Genomic DNA, 16,318 nt, shown 5'->3' with positions numbered 1-16,318 from the left:
TGGTTACGGGCGAGGCAACCTGAGCCTTGTGGGGCATTTTTGCGGCCGACGCGTCGCGGGGAGAGATCGATGAAACGTTTTGGTATCGCGCTGGCGGCGCTGATGGCGTCGGCGGCAAGCGCCCATGCCCAGCAAACCTCCGTGGCCACGGGGCTTTCGGCTCAACAAGAAACAACGTTCGTCGAGGCCGGAAGGTTGCTTGCTGATCCGGCGAACGGCGTTGTGCAAAGCGATAAAACTCTCGTGATCAGAGGGAACCAGATCGTCGAAGTGCGCGACGGCTTCGTCGGCGATGCGTCTCAGGGCAAGGTCGTCGACCTTCGCCAGGCCTTTGTTCTGCCCGGCCTGATCGACAGCCACGTCCATTTGACGAGCCAGCAAAACCCGAACGCACGCCTTGAAGAGGTGACGCTTTCGGACGCGGATCAGGCGATGGTCGGCGCCCGCTATGCGCGTCGCACCCTGATGGCCGGCTTTACGACGGTGGCGGATCTTGGCGCCTCGAACCAGGCCATCTTCGCCCTGCGGAACGCCGTTAGGAACGGCGACGTGCCGGGACCGCGCATCATCGCGGCGGGATCGTCGGTGTCGATCCACGGCGGGCATGGCGACATCAACGGCTATCGCGAGGACGTCATGCACCTGCTGTCGTCCGAGAGCATCTGCTCGGGGCCTGAGGACTGCATGCGGGCCGTGCGCACCCAGGTTCGCGCCGGCGCCGACATCATCAAGATCACCGCGACGGGCGGAGTGCTGTCCAACACCGCCGCCGGCCTGAACCAGCAGTTCAGCGACGACGAACTGTCCGCCATCGTCGGCAGCGCCCACCGCATGGGCCGCCAGGTGACCGCGCACGCCCACGGGGTGGACGGCATCAACGCCTTCCTGCGCGCCGGCGGCGATTCCATCGAACACGGGACCTATCTGGACGATCAGTCGATCCGCCTGTTCAAGTCGAACGGCGCCTGGCTGATCCCGACCCTGCTGGCCGGGGATTTCGTGGCGCGCATCGCCTCGGGACCCGACAACTTCTTCACCCCCGCCCAGACGGCCAAGGCGCTGGAGGCTGGGCCCAAGATGCTGGACATGGCGCGCCGCGCGCATGAAGGCGGGGTCAGGATCGCCTTCGGCACCGACTCGGGCGTCTCGGCCCACGGCGACAACGCCCAGGAATTCGCGCTTCTGGTCCGCGCCGGCCTGAGCCCGCTTGAAGCCATCCAGGCCGCCACCGTCGGCGCCGCCGAACACCTGCGCATCGCCAACGAGGCCGGGAAGATCGCCGTGGGCATGCCCGCCGACATCGTCGCTGTCTCGGGCGATCCGCTGACGGACGTGACCGAGCTGGAGCGGATGAAGTTCGTGATGAAGTCCGGCGTGGTCTATCGCGCCGACTGAATCCTGTCGTTCAGGAAGGCGACGAAAGCCGCCTCGTCCTCGAACCGGGCGACCACCGGCCAGGCGACGACATGCTTGCGCTGCTCGGGCGTCAGCCGGACCCAGTCCTTCTCCGTCGTGACCAGGCCGGCGTCGAATACCGCCGCCCGGTCGGTCAGGAACGTCGTGTCGGCGGCGCTATAGGCCGCATGGTCGGGAAAGGGGACGAAGTCCACGAGGTCGCAGCCCGCCGCCTTCAGCGACCGCTCGACCTTCCAGGGCTTGGCGATGCCGGCGAACCCGACCTGAGGCCCCGATGGCGGCGGCCCCTCGGGCGTCAGGCGCGCGACGAAGACGGACAGAGCGCCGAAGACCGCCAGCAGTTCGGGATCGGCCTCCTCGACATCGGTCGGCAGCATGACCACCACGGCGTCGGCGCGCGCCAGCCCGGCCTTCAACGGCTCGCGCATGGGGCCGGACGGAAAGACCAAACCGTCGCCGAACGGCCATTCGTCGCCGCGCGTCTCGCCGTCCACGACGATCAGGCTGACGGTCTTTTTCAGGGCGGGGTTCTGATGGCCGTCGTCCAGCACCAGGGCCTGCGCCCCTTCCGCGACGGCGGCCCTGGCGCCCGCCACACGATCGCGCGCGATCCAGACCGGCGATCCCTGCGCCAGCATCAGCGGCTCGTCCCCCACATCGTCGGCCGTATGGATTTGAGGATCGACCCGGACCGGTCCTTCCAGCCGACCGCCATAGCCGCGCGACAGGCCATGCGCCTCGACCCCCGCCGCGCGCAGCAGCCGCAAGGTTTCGCGCGCGACTGGCGTCTTGCCTGATCCGCCGACCGTCAGATTGCCGACCGAGATGACCGCGCAGCCGGGGTCGGCGGGCGCCGTCTTGGCGATCCGACGCGCCGTCACGGCGGCCCAGACCCAGCCCAGCGGTTTCAGCGCCGTGCGCGTCATCCGGGCGTGGTTGCTGTCGCGCACATACCACCAGCGCGGCGTGTTCAGCTTCATCGCCGGCCCTGCCTCTGCGGCATCAGCGGCGACAGCAGCGCCCACAGTCGCTCCAGCCCGCCTCCGGCCTCGACAGCCGCGCGACGCCCGCGTTCGCCCATGGCCCTGGCCGCGTTCAGGTCTTCCAGCAGCGGCTCGATCACGCCGGGCAGATCGGACGGCGCCTGAACCAGGGCCAGGCCTCCCGCCTCGACCAGGGCCGCCGTCACCGGAGCCCAGTTGGACGCATCCGGCCCCGTGATCGTCGGCTTGCCCAGCCGCGCGGGCTCCAGCGGATTGTGCCCGCCGACGGGCGGCAGGCCGATGGCGGGTGCGAACGAGCCGCCCATCACCACCACATCGGCGAGGCGCAGGAACAGGCCCATCTCGTTCAGGGTGTCGGCCAGATAGATGTCGGTGTCCGGCCCGATCGTCTCGCCGTGCGAACGCATGGCGAAGGCGTAGCCGTCGCGTTGCAGGGCCTGGGCGATATGCGCGCCACGCTCGGGATGGCGTGGCGTCAGGATCAGGCAGACACGCTCGCTCAGATGGTCCAGCGCGCGCACGATGGCGATCTCTTCGCCCTCATGGGTGCTGGCGGCGACGATCACCGGCCGGTCGCCGATGGCGGCGCTCAGACGGCTGAAGGCGGCGGGGTCGTGGGGCAGGGCCTCTCCCGACAATTTCAGGTTCACCAGCCCGTCGATCCGCGCACCCATGCCCTCCAGCCGCTGGGCCGAGACGGCATCCTGCGGCAGGACAAGATCAAAGGCGCCGGTCAGCGCCCGCGCCGAGGCCGGAAATCGCGCCCAGCCCTCGACCGTCTTTTCCGTGATGCGCGCGCTGACCAGGGCCAGTTTCACGCCCCGCCGACGCGCCTCCAGCAACAGATTGGGCCACAGTTCGCTCTCGACGAAGACCGCCAGATTGGGCCGCCAGTGGTCCAGGAACCGCTCGACGACGCCTGGCGCATCGACTGGCGCATATTGGTGGATCACGCCTGCCGGCAGTCGTTCGGCCAGAATATGCGCCGAGGTCACGGTGCTGGAGGTGACCAGAACGGTCAGGTCGGGACGCGCCTTCGTCAGTCGCTCGACCACAGGCAGCAGCGACAGGCTCTCGCCCACGCTGACGCCGTGCAGCCAGACCAGATCGCCGGCGGGGCGCGGGGTGCGGGTGAAGCCCATCCGCTCGTCCACCCGCACCGGGTCTTCCTTGCCCCGTCTGGCGCGCGCATCCAGCAGGCGCGGGGCCAGCGGCTCCAGCGCGCGCGTCGCCAGCCGATAGGCGATCAGCGGCAAGGGCGTCACGGCTGCAGCCTCACGGCTTCAGGCCCGTGATCGCATCGGCGCGTGCTTCGACGGCGTTCAGCCGCGCGGTCCAGTCGACGACGACATCGGCCATGTCCGCGTCAGTGGGATAGTCGGCGCGGTCCCACACGATGGCGCCCTTGCCGAAGGGCAGGGGCAGCACGGCCCGGTCCCAACTGTCCAGACGGATCGCGGGATTGCACGACATGCCGATGAACAGCACCGGCGCCTTGGACAACTTCGCCATCAGGGGCAGGCCATCGGCCATGACATTGGCCGGGCCGCGCGGCCCGTCCGGCGTGATGGCCAAGGCGCCGACCTTCAGCTGTTTTAATCCGTCACGCAGCGCCTGGGTGCCGCCCTTGGCCTTCTCGGCCTTGTCCTTGTTGGCCGAGGATCCGCGCACGGCGGGAAAGCCCTGACGCGCCACCGCCTTGGCGATGAACTCGCCGTCGGCCGAAAGGGAGATCAGCGCCTTGGCCGGCTGCGCCCGGTCCAGCGGCCAGCATGACGGCGACAGGCCGATCCGTGAATGCCAGAACACGCACAGCACGCCGCCGCCCTGCGTCCAGACGGCCTCCGCGGCCTGCTGGTTTTCGTGCGTCCAGCGAATGGTGGAAAAGCAGAACTGCATCCACTTCGCCAGGGTCCAGGCCAGGGCCGACTGGACCGCCGGATTGCGAAGCGGCCTCATGCGACCGTCTCGACGCTGGGCGCGGCGCCGTCCAGCGACTGCTGGCGGGCCAGGCGGGAATACAGGCCGCCCTTGGCGACCAAGGCGTCGTGCGAGCCTTCCTCGACCACGCGGCCGGCCTCGATCACATAGATGCGGTCGGCGTTCCGGACGGTGGACAGGCGGTGAGCGATCATCAGCGTGGCGCGCCCCTGCATCAGCCGCTCCAGCGCCGCCTGGACCAGGGCCTCGCTCTCGGTGTCCAGGGCGCTGGTGGCCTCATCCAACAGCAGGATCGGCGCATCCTTGACGAAGGCGCGGGCGATGGCGATCCGCTGGCGCTGACCGCCGGACAGGCGCAGGCCGGCCTCGCCCGCGCGGGTCGCATACCCTTCAGGCAAGGCCGTGATGAAGTCGTGGGCGGCGGCGGACCGCGCCGCGTCCTCGATCTGCGCCTGCGTCGCGCCCGGCCGGCCATAGGCGATGTTGGCGGCGATGGTGTCGTCGAACAGGAAGGGCTCCTGTGTCACCAAGGCGATATGGTCGCGCAGGTCTTGGATGCGAAGCGCCCGCACATCCGCGCCATTGATTGTCACCGCCCCGCCGGTCACATCATAAAAGCGCGGCAGCAGGCTCAGGATCGTGCTCTTGCCGCCGCCCGACGGCCCGACGAGCGCCACTGTCTCGCCCGGCGCGACCCGCAGGGAGACCGCGTCCAGCGTCGGCGCATCGGTCCCGGCGTAGGCGAAGGACACATCGTCCAGCACGACCTCGACCGGCCCGGCGGCCAGCGGCGCGGCGTCGGCCGCCTCGCGAATTTCCGGCTGGATGTCCAGCGCGCCGAACAGGCGGCGCGCGGCGGTGAACCCCTCGCTCATCACCGTGGCCAGGTTGGTCACCTGGCGCAGGGCTTGCCCGGCGGCCAGCAGCATGCCGATGAAGGCGGCGAACCCGCCCACGGTCATGTCGCCCGACTGCGCCCGCCAGCCAGCGTAGGCCATGACGGCGGCGACGACGATATAGGCGACCAGATCGCTGGACGGACCGGCGAAGGCGCGGGCGTTGGCGCCCTTGATGACGTGGCGCTGGCGACGGGCGACCACCTCGGCGACGCGGTCCTGTTCGGCGGCCTCGCGGTTCTCGATCTTGATCAGCCGAACCCCGTCCAGGTTCTCCATCAGGGCGGTGGACAGGTTCTCGGTCTCGGCCATGGCGCCGACGGCGGCCTTGCGCGTCTTGCGCCCGAACCGGCGAAGCACCAGCGCCACCAGCGGCACGCCCAGCAGCACGACGATCGTCAGCTGCCAGTCGATGAACCCCATGTAGATCAGCACCGCAATCAGGGTCAGCAGGTTCTGAGTGTAGTTGACCACGCCCGAGGTGAAGGCCTCGCGCACCATATTGGCGTCGAACAGCACCGAGGAGACGAAGCCGCCCGAATGCTGGCTGCGCAACCGAGCCAGATCGGCGCGGATCATGGCGCCGAACAGACGAATCTGGATGTCGCCGACGATGGTGTGACCCAGCCGGTTGACCAGGGCCGCCTGACCCAGCGCGGCCAGGGTTCGCGCAATTGCGACGGTCAGGATGGCGACCGGAATCCAGACGACGGCCTTGTCCGCCGGAAAGGTCACCAGGCCGAACAGACTGATCGGCCTGGTCCCGCCCAGGAACAGACCATTGACCGCCGGCTCCAGCAGCTTCAGCAGCGCTGCCGTCAGCAGGCCGGTCGTCGCCGCGCACAAGACCGACAGGATCAGCGATCCCTTATGCTTGGACAGATAGTCGCGCCAAATCCGCGCCAGCAGGGCGCGCAACGGCATGGTTTCGGAGGCGGCGACGGTCATCGGCTCTCGGTCGTCCGAGCCGCCCTTCAAGTCAAGGCTTGTCCGGCGACGGTTCCAGCGCACGGCCCGGCTCGTCGGCGCGGATCAGGGTTTCGCCGGGCGCTTCCTGGATCCTTACCGCGGGCGGAACCGTCGGATTGGACGCGTATCGACGCCCGTCGAACGGCACAGCGACCTCGTAGCCCTCGGTGATTCCGCCGCCCGCGACATAGACGCCCAAATCCCTCCGCCCATGGGTCTGTCGCTCCAGCAGCCGGATCGGCGCGCGTGCCACGCTGATCTCGCCGACCGAGCGGTAGGTCGCACCGGTGCGGTCCAGCACCAGCAGCCGACATCCGCCCGAGCCGCACCAGTTGGGGCCGGTCAGATAGACCAGGGTCATGGCCCCATCCGGCGTGATCGCGGCCGTATAGCGGGTGGTGTCCAGCGCCTCCCTGGCCCGGTCACGCAGATAGGCGATCAGGGCAGGGTCTTCGGGCGGCGGCGTCTGGGCGGCGGCCGCGCCGGCCCACAGGCTGGCGGCGACGACGGCGGCTGCGGCGAGGGTTTTCATCGGGCTGTTCTCCGGTCTCGACAAACATTCCAACGCATCAGGATCGAGATCGGATGACGCGGCGGCGCCCAATCGCTATCTGGCGGGCATGGCGCGCTTCGACCTCTCGACCGCGATGGGCCGTTTTCGGGCGCATTGGCATTATTTCTGGGCCGACCATGCGTTTCTGCGCGTGGCCTTTTCTAACGCCCACTGGCTGGGGCCGGATCTGGTGCGCACCAATCAGCCGTCGCCGCGTCAGCTGGCTTATTGGAAGTCTAAGGGCGTCAAGACGGTCATTAATCTGCGCGGCAAGCGGGACGAGGGCTATTACTGGCTGGAGAAGGACGCTTGCGAGCGGCTGGGCCTGACCCTGATCGACGCGCCGCTGGACTCGCGCGATCCGCCCGAGACGGTGCGCATCCACCGCGCGCGCGAGCTGTTCAAGACGATCCAGTACCCGGTGCTGATCCACTGCAAGTCCGGGGCCGATCGAGCGGGCATGATGGCGGTCTTCTATCGCCACTTCCACCTGGGCGAGCCGATCTCGGTCGCCATGAAGCAGCTGTCCAAGAAATACCTGCACTCGCGCGAGGGGCTGACCGGGGTGCTGGACTATACGCTGGAAAAATACGTCAACGAGATCGAGCCGAAGGGCATCAGCTTCATCGATTGGGTCGACAGCCCCGACTACGACCCCAAGGCCATCCGCGCCGAGTTCAAGGCCGGCTGGTGGGGCACGCTGCTGACCGACAAGCTGCTACGGCGCGAGTAGGGGGCTTCAGCCCCAGGGGCCGGTCTTCGGTTCGTCGCCGGCCTCGCCGTTCGCGCGCGCCTCGGCGGCCAATTCGGCGTCGCGACGCGCCTTGCGGTCGGCCTCCCACCGCTTGAACCAGCGGGCGTAGTCGATATGGCCGCGCAGCGAAAAGCTGAACAGCGCCAGCACGGCCAGCAGGCTGACCAGTTGGAAGATCTGTTGCGGTTCCAGGTTCATCGTCGTCCTCGCATCCAGATCGAAACGTCGGATCGAGGAGCCGGTTCGGCTCCTCGATGTCGCACTCAGTCCTCGGCTCAGGCCGCGTCGCCGCGCGGATCGATCAGCTTGTGGGCGTGCAGGATGAAATAGCGCATGTGGGCGTTGTCCACGGTCGCCTGGGCGCGCGCCTTCCACGCCTTCTTGGCGTCTTCATAGTTGCCGAAGGCGCCGACGAACTCGACCTGCGACAGGTCGCGGAAGGTCGGCTCGCCCAGGTGACGAAGCTCGCCGCCGATCACGATGTGCAGAAGTTGCGGCGGGACGGCGTTCTGATCGGTCATCGGAAATCCTGAAGGCTGGGCCGGAAGGCTTGGGGGAGGAGGTTTGCGCGCGGCATAGGCCGAGAATGCCCTCGGATCAATGTGGGCCGGGGTTTTTCCGCCCTCGCCTCAGGTCGAAAGCGGCACGTTTTTACAACGCCGCACGATCATCGGCTGGATGATCGGCGCCGCGCAGACCAGGCTGGCCTGACGCGGATCAGGCCGGTTGAACGCCCATGGCCGCCCGTGGTGATCGCTGACCCTGGCGCCGGCTTCGGTTGCGATCAGCCAGCCCGCGGCGACGTCCCAGTCCCATTTCGGCGTCAGGGCCAAGGCGGCGTCAAAGGCGCCGGCGGCGACCAGCGCCATCCGATAGGCCAGGGCGTTGCGCTTTTCGAACCGCATCGACGGCCAGGGCTCGTCGGCGAACCAGGGCGCTTCGATCAGTCGTGCATCGCCCAGGATCGAGGCGTCCTCCAGCGTATCGACATCCGAGGCGTGGATGGGTTTGCCGTTACGTCGGGCACCGCCGCCACGCGTCGCCACATAGGTCTCGTCCACCTCGGGCGCATGGATCACGGCGGCGACGACCTCGCCGTCGTCGATCACGGCGATGGGCACGCACCACCACGGCGTCCGCTTCATGTAGGCGACGGTGCCGTCGATGGGATCGACCACGAAGATGCGTCGTTTCGACAGACGCTCGGCCGTATCCGCCGTTTCTTCCGACAGCCAGCCATAGTTGGGCCGCGCCGAAAGCAGCCTGTCTTTCAGCATGGCGTCGACCTTCAGGTCGCCGCTGGTGACGGGCGAACCGCCGACCTTGGACTCGATCTTCAAGCCCGCCTCACGTTCGGCGATGGCCAGCGCCCCGGCGTCTATGGCCGCCTGGCGAATCAGGTCGAGGTCGGCGTGCAAGTCGATCATTTGCCGGCGATGGCCACCGCGTCGAACATCAGGCTGGGCACATTGAACCCGCCCCGGAACTCCAGGTCCGAGCCGCGCTCGATCCGCAGATACAGGTCGGTCAGCTTGCCCGCGACCGTGACCTCGCTGACCGGATAGGCGATCACGCCGTTTTCGAACCAGAAGCCCGACACCCCGGCGGACCAGTCGCCGGTGTTGCCGTTCAGCGACGGGCCGAACATCGACGTCACCAACAGGCCGGTCCCGGCGTCGGCCATCAGGCCCCCCAGATCGCGCTCGCCCGGCTCCATATGCAGATTGTGCGTCGAGACGCCGGACGGTCCGGCCAGCCCCCGCGACGCGTGGCCGGTGGTTTCCAGACCCAGTTGCCGGGCCGAGGCGCTGTTCAGCAACCAGGTGGTCAGGACGCCGTCGTCGAACAGGGCGCGCTTCTGAACCGCTGCGCCTTCGTCGTCGAACGGGGTCGATCCCATGCCGCGCGGGCGGAACGGATCGTCGATCAGGGTGACGCCCTCGGCGAACACGCGCTGACCCATGCGGTCCTTCAGGAAGGAGGTGCCGCGCGCGATCGACGGGCCGGAAATGGCGCCGATGGCCGGCGACACGATCTGGCTCGCCATCCGGTTGTCGAAGATCACGGGCGCGGTGGTCGAGGCGATCTTGCGCGGGCCGACGCGGGCCACGGCGCGCTCGCCGGCGGTGCGGCCGATCAGGTCTGCGCCCGGCAGGTCGGACAGGTGGCGAGTCGAACGACTCTCGCCGCCGCGCTCCATCGCGCCGTCCTTTTCCGCGATGACGCCGACGCCCAGCGAGAAGGCCGAACCCTCATAGGCGCCGTCAAACCCGTGCGAGGTCACCAGCCGCCAGCGGGTGGACGACCAGCCGGCGTGGCCGCCTTCCGACCGCGCCACGCCGGGGACCGCCAAGGCCGCCGCCTCGGCCTCGGCCGAGACCTGTTCCAGAGTTTGGGCGGTGCGTTGGCTGGGATCGAACAGGTCCAGATCGATGAACGGGCCGCGCGCCAGCCGATCCTCGGGCGCGAAACCCGCGTGGGGGTCTTCCGGCGCCAGCCGCGCCATGGCCACGGCCCGCTCGACCAGGCGCGCCTGGGTCGCCGGCGACAGGTCAGAGGCCGAGACCGACGCCTGCCGTTGGCCCACGAACACGCGCAGGCCCAGGTCGCGCGATTCCTCGCGTTCGACATCTTCCAGCTTGCCGTTGCGCACCCCGACCGACAGGGATCGGCGATCGGCGCTGACCGCCTCTGCGGCGTCGGCGCCGGCCTTCAGCGCGGCCTTGACGATGTCGTTGAGAAGATCGGTGGAAACGGGCGGAGCCAGGGTTTCAGTCATGCCCCGATATGGCGGACGCCCCGCTGCACCGCAACCGCGTCAGACGACGGCGAAGGCGATCAGGCCCACAGCCGCCGTCAGCAGCGCCACCCAGGTCAGCAACATGCCGACGACGCGACCCAGCGACGGCCCGGTCTGCAGCAAAAGGCCCAGCGCATGGGCGACCCGGCCGACGAACAGCGTCGCGCCGACCCCGTGGACCATCCAGGCCGGCGCGCCCACGGCGGCCAGCAGCAGCATCGCGATCATGCCGGGCGTCGCATATTCCACCAGATTGCCGAAGGCGCGGCTGGCGGCCATCAGATCCGCGTTTCCACCGTCGCCGAACGACACCATGTGTTTGCGCCGCCCGCTGACCACGATGCCCGACAAGACCAGCATCATCAGGATCAGCAGGCCGCTCCACAGGGCGGCGGCCTGGACGGCGTACATCAGCGGCGTGGTCATCGATCAGTCCTCGCGCCCGACGGGGTAGAGCAGATAGTGGTCGTCATAGAAGGGCGTGCGTTCATAGAACCAGGCCAGACGCGCCTGCGGATCGGCGGCGAAGGCGGCGTCGCCTGCGACCTTGGCCTCGAACTCGGCCTTCAACGCCGGGTCCGCCGCCATCATCTTGTCGGCCAGCGGGGCGATGGCGTAGGCCTCGATATATTCGACGCGGCTCATCACCTCGGGGAACATGCCCCAAGCGAAGAAGCTTTCGCTGGATTGCGGCTCCAGCAGCAGCACGACGATGTCGCCCAGCGGCTGATCCGTCGGCACCCGCACCGAGCCGGTCGGATACGTCCAGTCGCGCTTCTCGACCTCTACGGTCTTCACCGAAGCCTGCACGTGACCTTCATTGGCGCGGGTCGCCAGCTTGGGCTCGACCAGGCGCAGCATGGACAGGTTCACGGTGCGCGCAGCCTCGACCGTCTCCATTTCGATCCCGTGCGTCTTCAGCCGCTCGATGATGTCGGTGCGATAGCCCGGCACCCAATAGGCCGTCGGCCGCGTCACGCTCAGCGTCGGCTTGGAGCCATAGAAGGGCATCTGCCACAGTTCGGGATCGGGGCGGCCCAGCCAGCGGATCTCCTTCCGGCCCGAGGCGGGACTGTCGTACATCTCGTACAGCATGCCCTTGAACGGGCGCGTGGACGACGGCGTCTCGTCGGCCTCGAAGTTGGCGGGGATCTGCGCCGGACGCAGGGCCTTGTCCTGATCCGTCGCGGCGCGAAGACCGGCGCCCTGATCGGCCAGCAGACGCATCGCCTCCTCGATGAAGACATAGGTGCCCAAAACGCGCTGCTCGTGCGGTTTCAGGCTGTGGTTTTCGATCAGGATCGTCGGCACATGGGCGGCCGCGCCCCAGCCGTTGGAGAACCGCTCGCCCAGGCCGCCGTCCGACAGGCCCTTCTTGGGTTCATCGTCGTCGATGCCGAACACCAGTTCGCCGGGGATGTGGCCCTCGCGCTCCAGCGCGGCGTTCATGGCGGGCTTGAAGACTGAATCCAGCCAGGCCGAGCCGTTCGGCGAGCGGCTGAAGGTCCCGTCCTCGCCGTTGAAGCCGTAGGTGACGTCGTACTGGTAATCCATGCCGTCGGTGACGTGGACGTCCACATAGAGGTCCGGCCGATATTTCAGGATCAGGCCGCGCACGGCCCGCATCTCGGGCTGGTCCAGCTTCAGATAATCGCGGTTCAGGTTCTGGTTGGTCGCCGTATTGCGCCAGCCCTGTATTCGCGGCCCGCGCTGGTTCGGGCGGGAATAGGGGCCGGAACGCTCATGGCCATCCACGCTCAAGATCGGAATCAGGATCAGGTTGACCCGGTCCAGCAGGGCGTCCTTTCCATAGAAGGCGATGTCGCGCAGCAGCATCATGCCCGCGTCCTTGCCGTCGATCTCGCCGGGGTGGATGCCGGCCTGGATCATCAGCACCGGCTTTGCGGGATCGAAGGCGGCGCCGTCCTTGGAGGCGATCACCGCATAGATGGGCCGGCCCTCGGGCGAGACGCCGAACTGTTCGATGCGGATCAGGTCGCTGGCGGCGTCCAGACGATCGAACCAGTCGCGGGTGTCGACATAGTTGGGGCTGAAGTCATGCGCCGGATCGGCCTCGAACGCCGTGACCCAAGGATCAGACGCATCGCGCAGCAAAGCCTTGGACGCGCCGTCCCAGGCGGGGGCGGGCGGCAAGAAGGCTTGATCCCAAGGTGCGGTGTTGGGAAGCGTCTGGGACATGGCGGGGCTCACGCTACAGGCAAGGGCGGCGACCAGCGCCGAAACCAGAAGAGGGGACTGCATGGCCTTTCGTGAGCCGATTGCGCGGCCCTGACAAGATTTCAACCGCCGCCGCCCAGCGCGGGCGCCCAGCCGCCGGCCTTGAGCAGCAGGGCCGCCGCGTTCCCCATCTGCCAGAGACTGTAGAGCAGAACGACGACCAGGGCGCCGACCGCAACCCGGCGCCACGGCGCGAACGCCGCCGTCGCCGTGCCGATCACGAAGATGGCGACCCCGACCCACAAGCGCACCGAGTCGGCGATCTTGGCGAAGCCGGGATTGAGCTGGGCCAGGATGATCACGATCACCGCCACGATCAGATTGGCCGCCAGGATACAGCCGAACACCAGTCGCCGATGCGACCAGAAATGGTCGTCCAGATCGATCTTTTGGTCGCTGCCCTCGGCCGAAACGCGCGGGAAGGTCACGCTGGCGGCGACATAGAAGGTTGCGGCGATGGCCAGTGAGATCAGCAGCACGAAGGTGTTGAACGGCGCCCCGCGGAAGATGACCCAGGCCTGGTTCCAGAAGGTGGCGATGTCGATGGCCACGAACAGGGCCAGCATCGGCGTCAGCCAGCCGAACCGGATCCGCTGCTTCTCATGCAGCACCCGCGCGAACCCGCCGACCAATTCGGCCACGGACAGGCCCAGCAGCAGGCCGTAAAAGCTGAAGAAAAACTCGAACGCGCTCACATCATCCCCACAGGTGCTAGCTTCATCAAATCTCGCAAACTTGACCCGGCGCTGACGATTAGTCCTCGAACATCAGTCTCAGGATGCCGAGGACCTCGGTGACGTAGTGATCGTCCAGCTTGTCCAGGCGCCGGATCAATCGGCCGCGGGCGACCGTTCGGATCTGGTCCGGCAGAACCCTGCCACGTCTGCCTTGGAAGACGACCTCGACCCGGAAACGCGCGGCATGGCCGCCGGAACTCAGCGGGGCGACGATGAAGATCTCGTGGTGACTGAGACGATCCGGCGAAACGATCAAACAAGGCCGCGTCTTTTGAATTTCGCTGCCTTCCGTCGGATCGAGACGGGTCAGCCAGACCTCGCCCCGCTTTACCATTCCCAGTCCGTTTCGGCCTCGATGCTCAACGGCGCTTCGAGCCATTCGCGATCTTCATCGGACAAAACCAATGCACCGAGTCGCTTGGAGTCTTCCTCCCAACCTTCGCGCGGATCAGCGACAGCAGGTGACAGAAACACGCGGCCATTTTCGGCGACGAAATCGATCCTGTCGCCCAGTTTGGCGCCGAGTGACTCCAGCACGGGCTTGGGAAGGATCACACCTGCCGAGTTTCCGATCTTGCGTATAGCCGACGACATCAATGTCCTCCGTTCTAACGGAGTAATAACAGGCGGATCGACCTATTTCCAGATCGGCGTCCCGTCACCCGGCAGGCCGAGACGGCCCCACAGATCGTTGACCCGTTCGACGACCGCCTCGTCCATGCGAATCTCCTCGCCCCATTCGCGCTTGGTCTCGGGCGGCCATTTGTCGGTGGCGTCCAGACCGATCTTGGAGCCCAGGCCGCTCTCGGGGCTGGCGAAGTCCAGATAGTCGATGGGCGTCGACTCGATCACGGTGATGTCGCGCGCCGGGTCCATCTTGGTCGAGATGGCCCACATGACGTCCTTCCAGTCGCGGGCGTCGATGTCGTCGTCCACGACGATGACCCATTTGGTGTACATGAACTGGCGCAGATAGCTCCAGACGCCCAGCATCACGCGCTTGGCGTGGCCCGGATAGGCCTTCTTCATCGACACCACAGCGATCCGGTAACTGCAGCCCTCGGGCGGCAGCCAGAAGTCCGTGATCTCCGGGAACTGCTGGCGCAGCAGGGGAATAAAGACCTCGTTCAGCGCCTCGCCCAGCACGCTCGGCTCGTCCGGCGGCCGGCCGGTGAAGGTGGTCAGATAGATGGGGTCGCGGCGCATGGTGATCGCGCTGACCTTGAAGACCGGGAACTTCTCGACCGAGTTGTAATAGCCGGTGTGGTCGCCATACGGACCCTCGTCCTCGAACTCGTCCAGCAGGACATGGCCCTCCAGCACGATCTCGGCCTGGGCCGGGACCATCAGCGGCACGGTCTTGCAGGGCACAAGCTCGGCCTTGGCGCCCCGCATAAGGCCGGCGAACTGGTACTCCGACAGGGTGTCCGGCACCGGCGTCACCGCCGCCAGGATGGTCCCCGGATCGGCGCCCAGCACGACGGCGCAGGGCAGCGGCTCCTTGGGCCGGGCCTTCTTGTGCCGGGCATAGTGTTGCGCCCCGCCACGGTGCGCCAGCCAGCGCATGATGGCCCTGTCCTTGCCCAGCACCTGCATCCGATAGATGCCCAGGTTGAAGTCGTCTTCGCGGTCGTCGCTCGGCCCCTTTGTCACGACCAGGCCCCAGGTGATCAGGGGCGCCGGCTCGCCGGGCCAGCATGATTGGACGGGCAGGGCGGTCAGGTCGATCTGGTCGCCCTTCAGCACCACCTCCTGCACCGGCGCCTTCTTCACCGTCTTGGGCCGCATCGACAGGACGGTCTGCATCAGCGGCAGCATCTCCATCGCGTCGCCCAGACCGCGCGGCGGCGTTGGGTTTCTCAGGAAGGCCAGCAGTTCCCCGACCTCGCGCAGTTCGCCCGCCGTGGTGCGGTCCTTGCCCTCCAGCGTCACCCCCATGGCGACCCGCTTCACCGTGCCGAACAGATTGGCCAGGCAGGGGATGGGGCTGATCGTACCGTCCGGCATGACCGGCTTTTCGAACAGCACCGCCGGTCCGCCGTTCCTCAGCAGGCGGGTCTGGATCTCGGTCATCTCCAGCACTGTGGAGACGGGTTCGGACACCCGCACCAGCTCGCCCTTGGCTTCCAGCTGGTCGATGAAGTCACGCAGGGATTTGTAGGCCATGAAGCGTCCGGTCTTTTCCATTCCGCTCATCCCCGCGAAAGCGGGGACCCAGTGTTTTGGGGCGTTCTGGCATCCGGACCGTGGTGCAGTCCTCAATCCCCGACACTCTGCCACGCAAAAGAACTGGGTCCCCGCTTTCGCGGGGATGAGCGATGTTGAGGATGCCTAGAGCGCCGGAGCCGAACTGTCACGCGCCGCGCGACCGAACACCCGATCCAGGCCCACCAGCACCAGGCCGATCAGCAGGAAAAACACCAGCAGCACGCCGAAAATCACCACGACCCGGACCAGCCCCAGCTGATCCACATTGACGAAGCCATAGGGCCACCAGCGCGTCGCCAGTCCATGAACCAGGGTCCAGCCGCCGTAGACGAGCGGAAACGCCAGCCATTTCGCCGGATCGATCCAGCGCAGCCGGCCCTTGGGGCTGAACCACAGCCAGTCCAGCACGAAGGCTGCCGGCATGACGTAGTGCAGCACCAGATTAACCACCAGCGACCAGCCGGTCGGGTTCCAGTAGGGATGCAGCAGGAAGTGGTACACCACCCCGACCACCACGATGTACACGGCGACGGCCGCCCTGACCCCTTCGCTGGCGGACCAGCGGGCCAACCGCGATCTTTCGCCCAGCAGCGGCCCGGTGAAGGCCAGTGCGACCAGGATGTTGGTCAGAATGGTGAAGAAGCTGAAGTAGTTGATCGTCCGTTCGAGCACGGTCCAGCCCTGGGCCGGCGCAATCATCAGCAGATATTGAAGCGCCAGCGCGGTCCAGCCCACGACGGCGAACGTCGCGCGCCACAGCCTGGGCTGGTCCCGCTTGCGAAACACCGGCGCCTCCCGTGTC

Annotated in this window: 18 protein-coding genes; 2 read left to right on the top strand and 16 right to left on the bottom strand. The window is 67.4% G+C overall.

Annotated elements, in window-relative coordinates:
• The first annotated feature begins 69 nt into the window (after positions 1–69).
• On the top strand, positions 70–1,395 hold the full coding sequence (locus tag ABIB58_RS09115; protein WP_354040444.1) for a metal-dependent hydrolase family protein: 1,326 nt from the start codon (positions 70–72) through the stop codon (positions 1,393–1,395).
• Here ABIB58_RS09115 and lpxK read toward each other — a convergent pair.
• The 5 genes from lpxK to ABIB58_RS09090 are packed head-to-tail and all read right to left on the bottom strand — an operon-like array spanning position 1,380 to position 6,758.
• Entirely contained in the window at positions 1,380–2,396 is a 1,017-nt protein-coding gene (gene lpxK / locus ABIB58_RS09110; protein ID WP_354040442.1) for a tetraacyldisaccharide 4'-kinase, read from the bottom strand. The two genes, ABIB58_RS09115 and lpxK, sit on opposite strands and share 16 nt — an antisense overlap.
• Entirely contained in the window at positions 2,393–3,685 is a 1,293-nt protein-coding gene (locus tag ABIB58_RS09105; RefSeq protein WP_354040440.1) for a 3-deoxy-D-manno-octulosonic acid transferase, read from the bottom strand. The genes lpxK and ABIB58_RS09105 overlap by 4 nt, the downstream gene beginning before the upstream one ends.
• 10 nt (positions 3,686–3,695) lie before the next feature.
• Positions 3,696–4,379 carry a lysophospholipid acyltransferase family protein gene (locus tag ABIB58_RS09100; protein WP_354040438.1) on the bottom strand — a complete coding sequence of 228 codons (684 nt, stop codon included), beginning with the start codon at positions 4,377–4,379 and terminating at the stop codon, positions 3,696–3,698.
• A complete protein-coding gene (locus ABIB58_RS09095) occupies positions 4,376–6,205 on the bottom strand; it encodes an ABC transporter ATP-binding protein (protein WP_354040436.1) in 1,830 nt (609 codons plus the stop codon). Before ABIB58_RS09095 ends, ABIB58_RS09100 begins: the two co-directional genes overlap by 4 nt.
• A 31-nt stretch (positions 6,206–6,236) precedes the next feature.
• Positions 6,237–6,758: a COG3650 family protein gene (locus tag ABIB58_RS09090; RefSeq protein WP_354040434.1), complete on the bottom strand. Its 522-nt coding sequence runs from the start codon at positions 6,756–6,758 to the stop codon at positions 6,237–6,239.
• Positions 6,759–6,846: 88 nt separating this feature from the next.
• Here ABIB58_RS09090 and ABIB58_RS09085 point away from each other — a divergent pair, with 88 nt between their 5' ends.
• A complete protein-coding gene (locus ABIB58_RS09085) occupies positions 6,847–7,512 on the top strand; it encodes a fused DSP-PTPase phosphatase/NAD kinase-like protein (RefSeq protein ID WP_336976884.1) in 666 nt (221 codons plus the stop codon).
• Between the two features lie 6 nt (positions 7,513–7,518).
• Here ABIB58_RS09085 and ABIB58_RS09080 read toward each other — a convergent pair whose 3' ends face one another.
• The 11 genes from ABIB58_RS09080 to ABIB58_RS09030 form a co-directional block, all read right to left on the bottom strand.
• Entirely contained in the window at positions 7,519–7,731 is a 213-nt protein-coding gene (locus ABIB58_RS09080; protein ID WP_137721191.1) for a hypothetical protein, read from the bottom strand.
• A 77-nt stretch (positions 7,732–7,808) separates the two neighbouring features.
• The gene (locus ABIB58_RS09075) at positions 7,809–8,054 is read right to left on the bottom strand and encodes a DUF4170 domain-containing protein (RefSeq protein WP_045810318.1); all 246 of its coding nucleotides are present in this window, start codon (positions 8,052–8,054) and stop codon (positions 7,809–7,811) included.
• A 108-nt stretch (positions 8,055–8,162) separates the two neighbouring features.
• Positions 8,163–8,960: a 3'(2'),5'-bisphosphate nucleotidase CysQ gene (locus tag ABIB58_RS09070; protein WP_354040431.1), complete on the bottom strand. Its 798-nt coding sequence runs from the start codon at positions 8,958–8,960 to the stop codon at positions 8,163–8,165.
• Entirely contained in the window at positions 8,957–10,312 is a 1,356-nt protein-coding gene (locus ABIB58_RS09065) for a TldD/PmbA family protein (protein ID WP_354040429.1), read from the bottom strand. The genes ABIB58_RS09070 and ABIB58_RS09065 overlap by 4 nt, the downstream gene beginning before the upstream one ends.
• Positions 10,313–10,351: 39 nt before the next feature.
• Complete coding sequence (locus tag ABIB58_RS09060) at positions 10,352–10,759, bottom strand: MAPEG family protein (protein ID WP_017505339.1); 408 nt, start codon at positions 10,757–10,759, stop codon at positions 10,352–10,354.
• Between the two features lie 3 nt (positions 10,760–10,762).
• Positions 10,763–12,532, bottom strand: coding sequence for a M14 family metallopeptidase (locus ABIB58_RS09055; protein ID WP_354040426.1), 1,770 nt, complete (start codon positions 12,530–12,532; stop codon positions 10,763–10,765).
• Between the two features lie 101 nt (positions 12,533–12,633).
• Entirely contained in the window at positions 12,634–13,266 is a 633-nt protein-coding gene (locus tag ABIB58_RS09050; RefSeq protein ID WP_354040424.1) for a hypothetical protein, read from the bottom strand.
• A 58-nt stretch (positions 13,267–13,324) separates the two neighbouring features.
• Complete coding sequence (locus tag ABIB58_RS09045) at positions 13,325–13,642, bottom strand: type II toxin-antitoxin system PemK/MazF family toxin (RefSeq protein ID WP_354040422.1); 318 nt, start codon at positions 13,640–13,642, stop codon at positions 13,325–13,327.
• Positions 13,636–13,902 (bottom strand): AbrB/MazE/SpoVT family DNA-binding domain-containing protein, encoded by a 267-nt coding sequence (locus ABIB58_RS09040; protein WP_354040420.1) that lies wholly within the window; start codon positions 13,900–13,902, stop codon positions 13,636–13,638. The genes ABIB58_RS09045 and ABIB58_RS09040 overlap by 7 nt, the downstream gene beginning before the upstream one ends.
• 42 nt (positions 13,903–13,944) lie before the next feature.
• Positions 13,945–15,474 (bottom strand): UbiD family decarboxylase, encoded by a 1,530-nt coding sequence (locus ABIB58_RS09035; RefSeq protein WP_354040531.1) that lies wholly within the window; start codon positions 15,472–15,474, stop codon positions 13,945–13,947.
• A 165-nt stretch (positions 15,475–15,639) separates the two neighbouring features.
• Positions 15,640–16,302 carry a Pr6Pr family membrane protein gene (locus ABIB58_RS09030; protein WP_354040417.1) on the bottom strand — a complete coding sequence of 221 codons (663 nt, stop codon included), beginning with the start codon at positions 16,300–16,302 and terminating at the stop codon, positions 15,640–15,642.
• Positions 16,303–16,318: the final 16 nt, after the last annotated feature.

The sequence above is a fragment of the Brevundimonas sp. UYEF29 genome (assembly GCF_040546195.1).
Lineage (GTDB): Bacteria > Pseudomonadota > Alphaproteobacteria > Caulobacterales > Caulobacteraceae > Brevundimonas > Brevundimonas huaxiensis.
This window is presented reverse-complemented; position numbering and strand designations above follow the sequence as displayed.

What these genes read in the sequence shown, in the direction of transcription:
- ABIB58_RS09080 (WP_137721191.1), bottom strand. Translation starts at nt 7,731, where the DNA reads ATGAACCTGGAACCGCAACAGATCTTCCAACTGGTCAGCCTGCTGGCC.
- ABIB58_RS09100 (WP_354040438.1), bottom strand. Translation starts at nt 4,379, where the DNA reads ATGAGGCCGCTTCGCAATCCGGCGGTCCAGTCGGCCCTGGCCTGGACC.
- ABIB58_RS09070 (WP_354040431.1), bottom strand. Translation starts at nt 8,960, where the DNA reads ATGATCGACTTGCACGCCGACCTCGACCTGATTCGCCAGGCGGCCATA.
- ABIB58_RS09095 (WP_354040436.1), bottom strand. Translation starts at nt 6,205, where the DNA reads ATGACCGTCGCCGCCTCCGAAACCATGCCGTTGCGCGCCCTGCTGGCG.
- ABIB58_RS09035 (WP_354040531.1), bottom strand. Translation starts at nt 15,474, where the DNA reads ATGGCCTACAAATCCCTGCGTGACTTCATCGACCAGCTGGAAGCCAAG.
- ABIB58_RS09060 (WP_017505339.1), bottom strand. Translation starts at nt 10,759, where the DNA reads ATGACCACGCCGCTGATGTACGCCGTCCAGGCCGCCGCCCTGTGGAGC.
- lpxK (WP_354040442.1), bottom strand. Translation starts at nt 2,396, where the DNA reads ATGAAGCTGAACACGCCGCGCTGGTGGTATGTGCGCGACAGCAACCAC.
- ABIB58_RS09045 (WP_354040422.1), bottom strand. Translation starts at nt 13,642, where the DNA reads ATGGTAAAGCGGGGCGAGGTCTGGCTGACCCGTCTCGATCCGACGGAA.
- ABIB58_RS09075 (WP_045810318.1), bottom strand. Translation starts at nt 8,054, where the DNA reads ATGACCGATCAGAACGCCGTCCCGCCGCAACTTCTGCACATCGTGATC.
- ABIB58_RS09040 (WP_354040420.1), bottom strand. Translation starts at nt 13,902, where the DNA reads ATGTCGTCGGCTATACGCAAGATCGGAAACTCGGCAGGTGTGATCCTT.
- ABIB58_RS09115 (WP_354040444.1), top strand. Translation starts at nt 70, where the DNA reads ATGAAACGTTTTGGTATCGCGCTGGCGGCGCTGATGGCGTCGGCGGCA.
- ABIB58_RS09065 (WP_354040429.1), bottom strand. Translation starts at nt 10,312, where the DNA reads ATGACTGAAACCCTGGCTCCGCCCGTTTCCACCGATCTTCTCAACGAC.
- ABIB58_RS09085 (WP_336976884.1), top strand. Translation starts at nt 6,847, where the DNA reads ATGGCGCGCTTCGACCTCTCGACCGCGATGGGCCGTTTTCGGGCGCAT.
- ABIB58_RS09055 (WP_354040426.1), bottom strand. Translation starts at nt 12,532, where the DNA reads ATGTCCCAGACGCTTCCCAACACCGCACCTTGGGATCAAGCCTTCTTG.
- ABIB58_RS09090 (WP_354040434.1), bottom strand. Translation starts at nt 6,758, where the DNA reads ATGAAAACCCTCGCCGCAGCCGCCGTCGTCGCCGCCAGCCTGTGGGCC.